General features: G+C 54.5%; 14 protein-coding genes. 12 read left to right on the top strand and 2 right to left on the bottom strand.

The window, feature by feature from the left end:
• The first annotated feature begins 85 nt into the window (after nucleotides 1-85).
• The 10 genes from hisI (at nucleotide 86) to K1V27_RS04225 (ending at nucleotide 9832) form a co-directional block, all read left to right on the top strand.
• A complete protein-coding gene (gene hisI, locus K1V27_RS04270) occupies nucleotides 86-466 on the top strand; it encodes a phosphoribosyl-AMP cyclohydrolase (RefSeq protein ID WP_353740516.1) in 381 nt (126 codons plus the stop codon).
• The gene (hisG, locus tag K1V27_RS04265) at nucleotides 463-1335 is read left to right on the top strand and encodes an ATP phosphoribosyltransferase (protein ID WP_258928293.1); all 873 of its coding nucleotides are present in this window, start codon (nucleotides 463-465) and stop codon (nucleotides 1333-1335) included. Before hisI ends, hisG begins: the two co-directional genes overlap by 4 nt.
• Nucleotides 1336-1355: 20 nt before the next feature.
• A complete protein-coding gene (locus K1V27_RS04260; protein WP_258928292.1) occupies nucleotides 1356-2108 on the top strand; it encodes a tetratricopeptide repeat protein in 753 nt (250 codons plus the stop codon).
• Nucleotides 2109-2132: 24 nt separating this feature from the next.
• Entirely contained in the window at nucleotides 2133-3296 is a 1164-nt protein-coding gene (locus K1V27_RS04255) for a pyridoxal phosphate-dependent aminotransferase (RefSeq protein WP_258928291.1), read from the top strand.
• Nucleotides 3293-3895, top strand: a complete 603-nt coding sequence (gene yihA / locus K1V27_RS04250; RefSeq protein ID WP_258928289.1) for a ribosome biogenesis GTP-binding protein YihA/YsxC — start codon at nucleotides 3293-3295, stop codon at nucleotides 3893-3895. Before K1V27_RS04255 ends, yihA begins: the two co-directional genes overlap by 4 nt.
• A gap of 153 nt (nucleotides 3896-4048) precedes the next feature.
• Nucleotides 4049-4639: a TetR/AcrR family transcriptional regulator gene (locus tag K1V27_RS04245; protein ID WP_258928288.1), complete on the top strand. Its 591-nt coding sequence runs from the start codon at nucleotides 4049-4051 to the stop codon at nucleotides 4637-4639.
• Nucleotides 4640-4730: 91 nt separating this feature from the next.
• A complete protein-coding gene (locus K1V27_RS04240) occupies nucleotides 4731-5588 on the top strand; it encodes a 3-hydroxybutyryl-CoA dehydrogenase (protein ID WP_258928287.1) in 858 nt (285 codons plus the stop codon).
• Between the two features lie 131 nt (nucleotides 5589-5719).
• The gene (locus K1V27_RS04235; RefSeq protein WP_258928286.1) at nucleotides 5720-6877 is read left to right on the top strand and encodes an acyl-CoA dehydrogenase family protein; all 1158 of its coding nucleotides are present in this window, start codon (nucleotides 5720-5722) and stop codon (nucleotides 6875-6877) included.
• A gap of 78 nt (nucleotides 6878-6955) precedes the next feature.
• Nucleotides 6956-8134, top strand: a complete 1179-nt coding sequence (locus K1V27_RS04230; RefSeq protein WP_353740526.1) for a thiolase family protein — start codon at nucleotides 6956-6958, stop codon at nucleotides 8132-8134.
• 39 nt (nucleotides 8135-8173) lie between these two features.
• Complete coding sequence (locus K1V27_RS04225) at nucleotides 8174-9832, top strand: fatty acid--CoA ligase (protein ID WP_258928284.1); 1659 nt, start codon at nucleotides 8174-8176, stop codon at nucleotides 9830-9832.
• Nucleotides 9833-10102: 270 nt separating this feature from the next.
• Here the strand turns inward: K1V27_RS04225 and K1V27_RS04220 are convergent, their stop codons facing one another.
• The gene (locus K1V27_RS04220) at nucleotides 10103-11098 is read right to left on the bottom strand and encodes a hypothetical protein (RefSeq protein ID WP_258928283.1); all 996 of its coding nucleotides are present in this window, start codon (nucleotides 11096-11098) and stop codon (nucleotides 10103-10105) included.
• Between the two features lie 49 nt (nucleotides 11099-11147).
• Nucleotides 11148-12368 (bottom strand): ISAzo13 family transposase, encoded by a 1221-nt coding sequence (locus K1V27_RS04215; protein WP_258928282.1) that lies wholly within the window; start codon nucleotides 12366-12368, stop codon nucleotides 11148-11150.
• Between the two features lie 139 nt (nucleotides 12369-12507).
• Between K1V27_RS04215 and K1V27_RS22725 the strand changes: the two genes are divergently transcribed.
• A complete protein-coding gene (locus K1V27_RS22725; protein WP_353740515.1) occupies nucleotides 12508-12822 on the top strand; it encodes a zinc ribbon domain-containing protein in 315 nt (104 codons plus the stop codon).
• 43 nt (nucleotides 12823-12865) lie between these two features.
• On the top strand, nucleotides 12866-13594 hold the full coding sequence (locus tag K1V27_RS04210; protein WP_258928281.1) for a hypothetical protein: 729 nt from the start codon (nucleotides 12866-12868) through the stop codon (nucleotides 13592-13594).
• The last annotated feature ends 4 nt before the right edge of the window (nucleotides 13595-13598 follow it).

Raw genomic sequence — 13598 nt, 5'->3', positions numbered from 1 at the left:
TGCATTATCAGCATGACAGATAAACAGGATATTGATATAGATTTTAGGCAAATGAGGCTTAACCGACGACAGTGACCTGGGAGAGTTGACAGTGAAACCTGATTTTAGTAAGCAACATGGCCTGCTTCCGGCCATCGTTCAGGATGCCGAAAGCGGCAGCGTTTTGATGCTGGCCTATATGAATGAACTGGCCTGGAGTAAAACCGTTGAAACCGGCAAAGCTCACTATTGGAGTCGATCCCGCCGGAAGCTGTGGCTGAAAGGGGAAGAGTCCGGACATGTACAACTGGTTCGGGAAATCTATTTGGACTGCGATCGGGATACCATCCTCCTGAAGGTGGTTCAGTTGGGCGGTGCGGCCTGCCACACAGGCTACCAAAGCTGCTTTTATCAACGCTTTGTGAACGGAGCAATGGAAATAATAGGGGAGCGAGTATTCGATCCCGAGGAGGTGTACAAGAAGTGAATCAACTTAAATTGGGCATCCCCAAAGGAAGCCTGCAGGAATCTACCATTCGACTATTTCGCCAATCGGGCTGGCGGATATCTCTTTCCGACCGCAATTATTTTCCGGAAATCAATGATGTCGATATTCATTGCGCCATATGCCGGGCTCAGGAAATGTCCCGTTATGTCGAGAACGGAACGTTCGACGTCGGACTGACGGGCAAAGATTGGATCATGGAAAATGATTCCGATGTCATGGTGATAACCGATCTGATCTATTCCAAGGTGAGCCAGCGGCCGGCCAGATGGGTTTTGGCGGTGCCGCTTGATTCCCCGGTCCGGGATGTGAAGGATTTGGCGGGGAAAAAGATTGCCACGGAGTTGGTGAACTTCACCAAGCGCTATTTTGCCGCGGCGGGAGTCGAGGTGAATGTTGAATTTTCCTGGGGCGCCACCGAAGCGAAAGTGATTTCAGGACTGTGTGACGCCATTGTCGAGGTAACCGAGACCGGCACCACCATGCGTGCCAACGGACTGCGCATAGTCACCGAACTGATGCAGTCCAACACCCAGCTGATCGCCAATAAAACGGCCTGGGACGATCCCTGGAAGCGGGAAAAAATCGAACAGATTGCGCTGTTGCTGCAGGGTGCGTTACGCGCTGACGATTTGGTCTGCCTCAAGATGAACGTGTCGGAAGCCAACATTAACGGAGTCATCGAACTCCTTCCCAGCTTGAATGCTCCAACGATTGCCCATCTGTATCAGAGCAACTGGCTCTCGGTGGAGACCGTGGTGGCAAAGCAGGTGGTCAGAGAGCTGATTCCCAAACTGATTAAGCGGGGAGCGGAGGGCATCATTGAATATTCTCTCAACAAGGTGATCTGATGTTAAGGATCCGCACTTTGATGGTGTCGGTTGTGTGCCTGTTGATGCTTGCGGCGTGCAACGGGCTGGCGGGGAAAAACGGAAAAAAGCTGAACGCGGAACAGCTGCAGCAAATCGGTGAAAATTATCTTTCGGCCGGCGACACCGGGCTGGCTCTGCAGTACCTCACCCAGGCTGAGAAATTGAAGCCCAACGATCCGGCTATTCACTATGATCTTGGTCTGGCCTATGGGGCGAGAGGCCTCCCCGATTTGGCCGCCGATCACTTCAATAAGTCCCTTGCTCTGAAGCCGGACTACGCCGAAGCATCGAATGCTCTGGGTGTCCTCTACGCGGAACGGGGCCGGTATGCCGAAGCGGAGGCTGCTTTCCAAAAGGCCCTGGCCAATCCTTTTTATCAGACGCCACACTATGTGCTGTACAATTTGGGGCAACTCTATGAAAAACGTGGAGACCTTGCGGCGGCACTGGAAAAATATCAACAGGCGGTGCGCGTGCAGCCGGCTTACGCTCCAGCATACCTGCAGATAGGGATCATCGAAGAAAAGCAGGGCAACCTGGAGGGGGCCGTGCAAAACTACCAAAAGGCGCTGCAGCACAGTCCCAACATGGCCGAAGCTCTGTTGCGCATCGGTTTGCTGAGTTACCGGGAGGGAAATTTCCCGGAGGCCTACAACTCTCTTGCCAGGGTGGTGCGCATGAGTCCTGATTCCGAATCGGCTGCGGAAGCCAGGAGGTATTTGGAAAAATTACCCGCTGGCAGCGGTTCGTGATGGAGCATCTCAAGGGGAAAAAAATTGATCTGCAGAAGAATCGAAGGGATCAAGCCCTTCATCGTAATGGACGTTCTGGAGCGGGCTCAGAAGATGGAGTGCGCGGGCGAATCGATCATTCATCTGGAGATCGGCGAACCCGATTTCGAGACTCCTGAAGCGATCAAATCTGCCGCCATAGACGCGCTGCACAGGGGGGAAACCCGTTACACCCACAGTCTGGGCAATGCCAAATTGAGGGAAGCGGTGTGCGCATACTATTCCCAGACTTATGGAATCACTCGCCTGGAGCCTGATCAGGTGTTGATCACTTCCGGGACGTCGCCCGCCTTTCTGATTGCCATGAGCACGCTGCTGGAATGCGGGGAGGAGGTGATTCTGTCCAATCCGCACTATGCCTGTTATCCCAACTTCATCACCTTCCTCGAGGGGGTTCCGAGGACGGTTGCGGTGTACGAGGAAGATGGATTTCAGTACCGGCCCGAGGTCATCAAGGCCGCTTTGAGTCCACGCACCAGGGCAATATTGGTCAACTCGCCCGCCAACCCCACCGGCAACCAGTTGGAACCGCAGCGCATGGCGGAGATTGCCGATTTGGGGAAATGGGTATTGAGTGATGAGATCTACCACGGGCTGGTCTATGCAGGGCGCGCACGGTCGATGCTGGAATTCACCGATAAGTGTATTGTTTTCAATGGCTTTTCCAAGCTTTTTGCCATGACCGGATGGAGACTGGGCTATCTGATTGTTCCCAAGAACCTGGTGCGCCCCATGCAGAAAATGCTGCAAAATTTTTTCATTTCAGCCAATTCAGTGGCCCAGGCGGCGGCTTGTGTCGCCCTGACGGATGCCAGTGTCAAGGCAGACGTGGAGCATATGCGATCAACCTTCGATAAACGCCGCCGTTTCATGATTCGACGACTGCGGGAAATGGGCTTCGGCATCACCGTGGAGCCGACCGGGGCGTTCTATGTTTTTGCCAATGCGGCAAAATTCACCAACGATTCCTATGCCTTTGCCTTTGATGTTCTGGAAAAAGCCAAGGTCGGCATCACCCCCGGGATTGATTTCGGCAGCAACGGTGAGGGCTACGTTCGCTTCAGTTATGCCAATTCGCTGGAGAACATAGCCCAAGGGCTGGATCGCATTGAACAATACCTGGCTTCCATCAAACCTGGAAAACCATGAGCCGTGATCTGATCATCAAATCGGCGGATTATGTCGCTTCGGCCGTCACACCTGAGCAGTGCCCCGCCGAAGCCCTGCCGGAGGTGGCCTTTGCCGGGCGCTCCAATGTCGGTAAGTCTTCACTCATCAACTGCCTGGTCAGGCGCAAGAAACTGGTGCGCACCAGCCGCACTCCCGGAAGAACCCAGACCATCAATTTTTTCATCATAAACGCTGCCTTCTACTTTGTGGACCTGCCCGGATATGGATTTGCCCGGGTGCCGGAGAGTGTTCGTGCCCAGTGGGGTCCCATGGTGGAGAGCTACCTGGGAGGGCGCCGCTCCCTGCGCGGGGTTGTGCAAATCATGGATGCCAGGAGAGCACCCACGGCTGACGATCTGCAGTTATGGAACTGGCTGCGTGTTAAAGGTATCGCTGCCCTCGGGGTGTTGACCAAAAGCGACAAACTGCCCCGTGGAAAGCATAAGACGTGTGTCATGCGTGCCGCTCAGAGCCTGACGGTTGCCGGTGACGATCTTATCCTTTTTTCAGCGGTGAACCATCAGGGAAGAAACGAATTGCTCGAGCGCCTGGCTTCCTGGCTCCTCCCTCATGAATAATTGAGCTCGTCATTCTGCCCGAGAGTCTGTTGGCGACCTCCCTTTGCCTTGCGCAAGGGGGGGCAGAGGGTGTGATCGTGCCGTTGGCGGGATGGTTTCGGGGGCGAAAATTTTGTTTTGACATAGCACATAGTATGTAATATGGTTTCCGCCATGGCCACAAGACACAATGCAACCAAAGAGGCGCAAGCCAAACAGACCCGAAGCCGAATCCTCAAAGCGGCGGTCAGACTGTTCGCCCGCCAGGGATATCACAAGACCACCATCGCGGATTTGGCGCAGGCCATCCAGTTGACCTCGGGAGCCATCTTCCATCACTTCGCGTCCAAAGAAATGCTGCTCGAAACCGTGGTCGACTGGTTGGCGCGCGGCATGAAAGTCTATTCGGATTTCGCTGAACAGGTGGAAAGCGGGTCCAGCAAAGCCGTGCAACACATTCTGGTCATCATGTGCGACCATTTTAAACGCAACCCCGAAGCCACCATCTGTCTGGCGGCTCTGGCAACGGAATTCGCCGGCAGCAATCAGCCCATGGAAATGCGCCTGAAGCAGACCTATGAGGTTTTCGTCAATGCATTTGCCCGGCTGCTCGCGAACCATCCCAAAGTGCATAACCCACGAGCAGCCGCCATCGCTTTTGTGGGGGCGGTACAGGGGATTGCCGTTCAGGGTTTGTTGCGCGAGCAGGAAGAATCCATTGATGGGCTCGCTGACGGCCTACTCGAGTTGATGGCGGATTGGTAGAAGGCGTGTTGCATTACAGGAGTGAGTTGTTCCCCGTTGTCTGGTCTAAATTTCGGGGGATTTCATTTCAGCACGAAAACAGGAGGTGCCAATGGAAATCAAAAAGGTGTGTGTACTTGGAGCCGGCATCATGGGGGCGGGTATTGCCCAGGTTGCGGCGGAGGTTGGTTTTTCTGTGACCATGCGGGACATTGAAGAGCGTTTTGTCGAGAAGGGCCTGAACACCATCAGGAAGAATCTGGACCGGGCCGTTTCCAAGGGCAGGATGGAAGGCCCCGCGGTCGATGCCGTAATGGGCCGTATCCAGGGAACCGTCGACATGAAGGAGGCGGTGAGCGGCGCCGACCTGGTTGTCGAAGCCGTCATTGAAATCATGGACCTGAAGAAGGATGTCTTCAAGGAGCTGGATGGTTTGTGCGGATCCGATACCATCCTCGCTTCCAACACATCGGGCCTTTCCATCACGGAGATGGCGTCGGTCACCGGACGGCCGGATAAGGTGATCGGCATGCACTTCTTCAATCCGGTTCCGATCATGCAGCTGGTAGAACTCACCAGGGGCTTTCTGACCTCTGGCGTCACCTTTGCCGCCGCGAAGGTATTTACCGAGAAAATTGGCAAGACTCCCATCGAAGTGCTGGAAGCCCCGGGTTTTGCCGTCAACCGGATCCTTTGCCCGATGATCAATGAAGCCATCTTCGTCTATTCCGAAAAGATCGCTTCTGCGGAGGACATCGACCGGGCCATGGTCCTGGGTGCCAACCACCCGATCGGCCCGCTGGCTCTGGCGGATATGGTCGGCCTCGATACGCTGCTGCACGTGCTGGACGGGTTGCACAAGGAATTGGGTGAAGACAAATACCGTCCGGCGCCGCTTCTGCGAAAGATGGTGCGGGCGGGTTACCTGGGGCGTAAGAGCGGTAAAGGATTTTACGATTATACCCGGTAGATTCAAAGTATCGTCGCTGCAGGGGGAAGGAAGCGCAAAGCGGCAGGGGATAGCTGAGGGACAGGACATGCTGAAATGTGGGCAAAGCATTTTTTTGAAAGAATTGAAATCGTAGGAAAAGGGAGAAGACCATGCAGTACGATCTGACGGAGGAACAAATACTGTTGCAGAATATGGTGCGTCGGTTGGCCAAAGAAAAGGTGGCGCCGGGTGCGGGCAAGCGCGATGAAGACGCCGAATTCGATTGGGAAATGGTTGAATTGATGAGAGAAAACGGCCTCTACGGGATTGACTTCCCTGAGGCATACGGGGGATCCGGTGCAGGGTTGCTGGCGCTTGCCATCACTGTCGAAGAGCTGTCCAAGGTCGATGCCGCCTGTGGTCTTCTGGTGGCCGATCACGAACTGGGTTCCCTGCCCATTTTGCTCGCGGCCAATGAGGAGCAGAGAAAGCGATTCTTGCCGCAACTTGCCAGTGGGGAACATCTGGCCGCCTTTGCCTTGACCGAGCCGGCCGCCGGCTCCGATGTGGCCAGGTTGCGCTGTCGGGCCAAAAAGGACGGCGATTCCTATATCCTCAACGGGACCAAGAATTTTATCACCAATGGAGGGGTGGCGGACATCGTAACGGTCTATGCGGTCACTGACCCGGAAAAACCGACCCACAAGAATGCGGCAGTGTTCGTCGTGGAGAAAGGCACGCCGGGTTTTACCGTGGGCAAGAAAGAAAACAAAATGGGAATTCGCTGGTCGGATACCGTGGAGCTTGTTTTTGAAGACTGCCGGGTTCCGGCTGAAAACATGCTGGGCCAGGAAGGGGACGGCTTCCATGTGATGATGAAAACCCTCGATTTCTCGCGCCCCGGCGTTGCAGCTCAGGCCCTGGGCATCGCTGCCGGAGCCTTGGAATATGCGATCGCCTATGCCAAGGAGCGGGAGAGCTTCGGCAAAGCGATCATCGAACACCAGGGAATCGGCTTCAAGCTGGCGGACATGGCCATGCGCACAGAGGCGGCCCGGCAGCTGCTGTATAAAACCTGCGCCATGATGCAGCAACTTCCCAAGGATCTGAGTCGCATCAGTCCGGAGATCATTCGCATGAGCTCCATGTCCAAGTGTGTGTGTGGAGATGTGGCCATGTGGGTGACTACCGAGGCCGTGCAGGTGCTTGGGGGCTATGGCTATATTAAGGAATACCCGGTTGAGCGGATGATGCGCGATGCCAAGATCACTCAAATTTACGAAGGCACCAATGAAATCCAGCGCATGGTCATTGCCAAAACCTTATAAATGGACAGTTGCAGGGGACTTGCCTGTGCAACCCAGTCTACGGGAGAAACAGACGTGAGTAGAGACAACGATGTCGTCATGGTTGCGGCGGCGCGGACTGCCATTGGCAAATTTGGCGGGGCGCTCAAAGACGTCCGAGCATCGCAGCTGGCCGCCCATGTGATGAAAGAGGCGCTGCGGCGGGCCAACAACCTGGACGCAAATACCATCAGTGACATCATTGCCGGGGATTGTGTGCAGTGCTTCGATGAAGCCAACACGGCACGGACGGCAGCCCTGATGGCGAACATCCCCGACCATGTGCCGGCCTTTACGGTTCAGCGGCAATGTTCATCGTCCATGCAGGCGCTCAATTCAGGGGTTCAACAAATCCGCTGCGGAGATTCCGCCATCGTGCTTGTGGTCGGGGTTGAGTCCATGAGCTCTGCGCCGTATTATCTGGCCAACGCGCGCTGGGGGATGCGTTTGATGAATCACGAAATTACCGATGCGGTATGGGAGATGTTGCATTCGGGGAGCCGCCTGCTGGGGGACCCTATGATCATGGGAGTCACGGCGGAAAACCTCGCCGAAAAATACGGCATCTCCCGTGCCGACCAGGACCAGGTGGCGCTGGAAAGTCACAACAAAGCCGAAGCTGCGATCAACTCGGGGCGGTTCAAGGATGAGACAGTGCCCTTTGAAATCGCTGGAAAAAAGGGACAGAAGACGGTGTTCGAGCAGGATGAGCACCCCCGCTTCGGCTTGACCATGGATGATCTGGCAAAGCTCAAACCGGTCTTCAAGAAAGACGGCACCGTGACTGCGGGAAATTCTTCCGGATTGAATGATGCCGCCGCCGCCGCCGTTCTAATGACGCGCAGCAAAGCTCGGGAGCTCGGTCTGACTCCGCTGGCCCGCATTGTGACGCACGCCGTCGCAGGGGTGGAACCCCACCTCATGGGGTATGGGCCGGTGCCGGCCACGGAGAAAGCCTTGCAGAAGGCTGGGATGAAGCTCAAGGATATTGAGCTGATCGAGGTCAATGAAGCTTTCGCCGCTCAGTATCTTGCCTGTGAACGGGGTCTCGGTCTGGACCGGTCCATCACCAACGTCAACGGCAGTGGCATAGGCCTGGGCCATCCCGTGGGATGCACAGGGCTGCGCATTGTCGTTTCATTGGTTTTTGAAATGGCGCGACGCAATCTCGAGCTCGGTCTTGCAACGCTTTGTGTCGGAGGCGGCATGGGCATGACAACCATAGTGGCAAGAGATTAGTCGCAGAGGGGCAGTACTTCAATCTGGGAGGGAAAGGTTATGCCGGAAGAATTGATCGACAGGACTCCGTCAGCGTACAATTATCAGCTGATCATCAAACAACTCTTGAGGACGCCTCTGATCTACTCGCCACATCAGGAAATCGTCTATCGAGACCTCAAGCGCTACGATTATGTGACCTTGAATAAACGCATCGGGCAGCTGTCCAACGCGTTGCAGGCGCAGGGCGTGCGGCCGGGGGATACCATAGGTGTAATGGACTGGGACAGCCACAGGTATCTCGAGTGTTTTTTCGCCATTCCCATGATGGGCGCCATTCTGCATATGGTGAACATCAGGCTGTCACCCGAGCAGATTGCCTATACCATCAACCATGCAGAAGACGATGTTATTCTGGTCCATTCTGATTTTCTCTCTGTTCTGGAGGGGATCCGGGGTGAACTCAGGACGGTTAAGAAAATCATTGTCATGTCGGACACGCTGCCGGCCCCGGATACCAGCCTTGAAACCGTCGGCGAATATGAGACGCTGCTTGGCAACTCTCCAGCGGAATTTGAGTTTGCGGATTTCGACGAGAACACCAAAGCAACCACCTTCTATACGACAGGCACCACGGGCGCTCCCAAGGGGGTGTACTTCAGTCACCGTCAGCTGGTGCTGCACACGCTTGGAGTGTTGACCGCTCTGGGCAGCTTCAAGTCCCAGGCGTCATTTGATTCCACCGATGTCTACATGCCGCTGACCCCGATGTTTCACGTGCACGCCTGGGGATTGCCCTATGCCGCCACCCTGATAGGTGCCAAGCAGGTTTATCCCGGTCGCTATGAGCCCGAGACCATCCTCAAGCTGGTAGCTACGGAAAAGGTCACCTTTTCGCACTGTGTTCCGACCATTTTGCATATGCTGCTCAACAGTCCCTCGGCTCAAACGGTTGACCTTTCCAAGTGGACCCTTATCATTGGCGGCTCGGCGCTATCCAGGGCCTTGTGCAGGAGGGCTCTGGAAAAGGGCATCAATGTGTTTACCGGCTACGGCATGTCGGAAACCTGCCCAATTTTGACCTTGGGTAAATTGAAGCCGCACATGTTCGACTGGGAGCCGGACGTACAGATCACGGTGCGGTGCCGTACCGGAGCGCCTATTCCTCTGGTGGATCTACAGGTGGCAGATCCCCAGGGAAAGAGTCTGCCGCACGATGGGGTGAGCACCGGGGAAGTGGTGGTGCGATCTCCCTGGCTCACTCAGGGCTATTTCAAAGAACCGGAAAAATCGGAAGACCTTTGGGTGGACGGCTGGCTGCATACTTCCGACATCGGATATATCGACAGCGAAGGATATTTGCAGGTGACCGACCGCATTAAAGACGTGATCAAAACCGGGGGTGAATGGATTTCCTCGTTGGAGCTGGAAGACATCCTCACCCAGCATGAAGCGGTCAGCGAAGCGGCCGTCATTGCAGTGCCCGATGAAAAATGGGGAGAGCGCCCGCTGGCTCTGGTGGTTTTGAAGGAAGACTATCGCGGCAAAGTAACCGACGACGACATCAGGAAGTTTTTTATGGGTTACGTTGCAAAAGGGGTCATTTCCAAGTGGGGAGTTCCCGATAAGACCGTCTTCGTTGACAGCCTGGCCAAGACCAGCGTCGGCAAGCTCAATAAAAGGGCGATGCGCGAGCAGTATGTGGGGCGCAGCCACTAGGCTTTTGGCTCCTGCCCGGCTTCGTTCGCGTCAAAGATTCAGCATGGGGCAGTGGGACGCTGATTGGTGTCAATCCTGCCGGCTTAAACCCATGGGATTCACCGATCATCGATGAGATAGCCGTGTATTCTCACCCCGCAGCGGAGGGAGGAGCCGTCCCCGGCATTTTCAATTTTCAAGGCACTGCCTGAGCCTATCAGTATACCCGGGGAATACTGAAAGACCCTCATATCCGCAGTTGAGGTACGGAAATATTCGCGTCTCCTACTGTCAACCAGAGAGCTTCTCGAGGCACTCGTTGAACAGCTCTGCTGCGTTGTGTTCTGGTCCACGGCACCGGCCGTATTGGCTCATGGTGCGCTTCTCCAGCATGGAGACCGTCTGCTCCAGCAAGCAGAAGGCAAAAACCAGGTGGTGCTCCTGGAAGAATGCCTTGCTGCTGTTTTCCGCCAGATAGCCTCGATAGAAAGGTTTCGCATCCTCCCGCCTGGAATGCGTGAAGCTCCATGCCAGGTAGGTGTAGAACATATAGAAGCGCGGTCGGGGCTGAATGTGCCAGCCGACTATGGCGAAATTGTGGTCGGGGCATAGTACCAGATGTTCCGGGGTGAGTGCCGCATGGGATAGATTATTTCCTGTGATCGGCATATGGATGCAGAACTTGCTGCGCATTTTATTTCGGAAAGCCTCCAGTGCGGCTCCAGACCACAAAGGTCGCGTTCCAAGCTGCCTGACACAGGTTTCCAGCCGTTTTTCAGCCCACTGATAGGATTGCGCCATTTCTTTGTGGCGTGTAGATTTTTGCTGATCGTCCATTCTTTGCACTCTTTCCAGAGCAAAACGATTCAGCCCACCGGCCACATCCATCATTGATACTTTGGATTTTAAGGTTTCCTGGTAAAACGGAACCAGGACAAGTGAGCGAAAAAGCGCCTGGAGTCTCGCGGTTAGTTCGGTGACCCGTTCAATGGTGGCGGCGTCCTCGAATGGCCTATCGGCCAGCCTCTCTCCCTCCAGGTACGGGTACAGGTAGAATTCTTCGCTATCTTCCGATACGGGCTGTGGATAGTGAAAGCAGGGGTGCAGCAGTGCAAAGTTCTTGAGCAGTTGGACGGTTTGATCGCGGGGCGTTTGCTCTTTTGCCACCCATTTTTTCCCCTCCACATCGTGGATGATCCAGGCGCGGGATGGAGATGCAAGCATCCGCGGTTCACCGTCATAGACTACCCGGCAACGTCGGCAAAAGTTTTGCAAATTGCGGTTCACGGGGGTCTCCTCCTGCATTTAGTGCGTGTCACAAAATAACATTTACAGTTTATGCGGATTGTGGGCGTATAGCATAGTTCCACTCGCCATGGAATTCGTCACGGACGATGTTGACCTGGCGCAACTCCTTGTCCGAAACCTTAATTCCTTTGGGATACTTATTGGTATCGAGCTCGCACTTGACTGTCAGGCCTGTGCGGGTCTTCGTTGAAGCAATGAGGTTGACGATCACTTCATGACTCACAAGAGGTTTACCCCGCCAATTCTGACTGATGAAGGAAAAGAGTCGATGCTCGATCTTGTTCCACTTGCTGGTGCCCGGTGGGAAATGGCAAACCGATATGACAAGACCAGTTTCGTTGGCGAACTTCTGCAACTCGATCTTCCAGAGTCGAACTCTCGCCCCGTTGCTGCCGCCACCATCAGCGGTAATCAGAAGGCGAGCCGCCTTCGGATAAGCTTCCCGTCCCATGGTAATCCACCACTTGCGGATGCTTTCCACGGCAAACGTTGCAGTGTCATGGTCGGTTCCGACATTGACCCATCCGGTATTGCGGGTCTGGTCGTAAATCCCGTAGGGGGCCACTTTTCCAAGTTCGGGGATCTCAAAATCGTAGACGCGGACTTTTTCCGGGTTGCCCTTTGGTCGGAGCTCCCGTCCACCGTTCTTGAAGTCACCCACACGTTCCTTCTTCTTTGTGTCCACCGAAATAACAGGCTGGTTACAAGACTGAAACTCCTTGACCTTCCCGTGAATGTGCTCAAACTGGGCATTCCGGTCCGGATGCTTGCCTCCTTCAGCGGTCTTTCGGTTCGCCTGCAGACTATAGTCCATCGCGGGAAGGAGCTCGGCAACCATCCGGTGACTGGTCTTATGTCCCATTTTCTTCAATTCATCGGAAAGATTACGCACACTCTTAGCCGTCCATCGCAATGGCGATTCGGGATCTCCTCTTGTGACGGGTTCAATGAGTCCTTCCAAGTCACTTCGAAGTGTCTCGTCAACTTCGATGGTACGCTTTCGTCCTCCGCCTTTCTTGCGCACACGCACCGCAGAGGACTTCGCAGAAGCCTCCTTTGTCGTTTCATCAAGAAGCTCTTTGCACCCCATAGTGATCGTTGGCCGCGAGATCCCTGTCGCTTGAGACGTCACGGAGATGCCTCCACGGCCAAGAACCAGCGCCTCGGCAGCCACGTAGAGTCGCAGCTGCCTCTCGTTGAGCAGTGGAGCCAGAAATTCAAATCGTTTTTTGATCAGTTCTTTCTCCATGACAGCAGTATATCATGGCAAGAAAGAGTGTAAAGTTTATTTCGTGACAGGCACTTACTGCACTACCGATCGTAGCCAATGTTTCAGGATTATGCTAAGATTTTTTTAATTTCGCAGGACGCCAGGTGAGGATTGAGCGATGTTCTTTTTTATTGGCGGAGTTCAGCCCAAGACCGTTATTCTTGATGAAACTCCCGGACTTTGCCCCGTTTGTGGTTTGGCTCAGGCCCGCTTGAAAAGAACGGACCATTATATCAGCCTATTTTTCATACCCCTGATTCGTGTAAAGAGAGGAGACCCGGTTCTCATGTGCGAGCGCTGTGGCGCGGCTGTTTCCGCGGATCAATCGCGCGAGTCGCCCGGCGTGCTGCCCCACGCTGCTCGGTGTCGTGCATGCGGCGCTTCGCTCGACCCAGCATTTCGCTATTGCCCGCAATGCGGAAGCCGGATATAAGGGGTCTTAAATTTTTTTAGAAGAACCGCGCAGGTGATGAAAGATGAAAAGCAGAAGCAATGTGCTGAATTTCCCGACGATAGCTACGCCCAATCTTGAGGATGTTTTCGCACGATTTCTAAGGGACCAACAGAGGCGGTTGAAGCCCCGGACATATCGCCACTATGAAGAAGTGATCGATCTACTTCGACATTGCTTGAATGGCTATGGGTACCATGAACTGGATAATTCTTCGGACGTGGCCCTATATGAGAAACTGTATTTCCACAAGAACTTGGAATTTTGTGTCATCTTTGGCCCGGACAAGATTTTACCGTCACTTTCCAATTTTTTGAATTACTTTATGATTCGTAAGGTTATGGCGTCCGAAGCGCTGCTGCAGGCGGCCGGCACCGTCACCAAAAAATTTATAAAATGGCTGGAGGAATCTCACCTCATCGACAGAGAACAGGCCGTCAAAGGCACCCGGATCGCCGCCGAAGCCGCGCGGGAACTGCCTGCGGCGGAGCGGCTGGCGCGACTCCTGTATGATTACGCGCAGAACCACGCGCCGCGCTATTGGACCTCGGAACTGGATGATTATTTCACCGTGGAAGAGATCCAGCCGGGAGTATTGATCCTTTCGGGAACTGCCACTACGGAGATGGTCGAAGTAAAAGTCCCCAAGGATATCACCGATCACTGCAGAGTGGGCTGGCAGCTCAATTTTCTGCTGGGTAAAACGCGCAACGGCTGGTGCATCATCGAGACCGGAAACGTTTATCCCAATTAGCTCC

This window comes from Desulfoferrobacter suflitae (genome assembly GCF_022603395.1).
In the GTDB taxonomy this organism is placed as follows: domain Bacteria; phylum Desulfobacterota; class Syntrophobacteria; order Syntrophobacterales; family Syntrophobacteraceae; genus Desulfoferrobacter; species Desulfoferrobacter suflitae.
The sequence above is the reverse complement of the archived record's forward strand: the minus strand, read 5'-3'. Positions and strand labels throughout refer to the sequence as shown.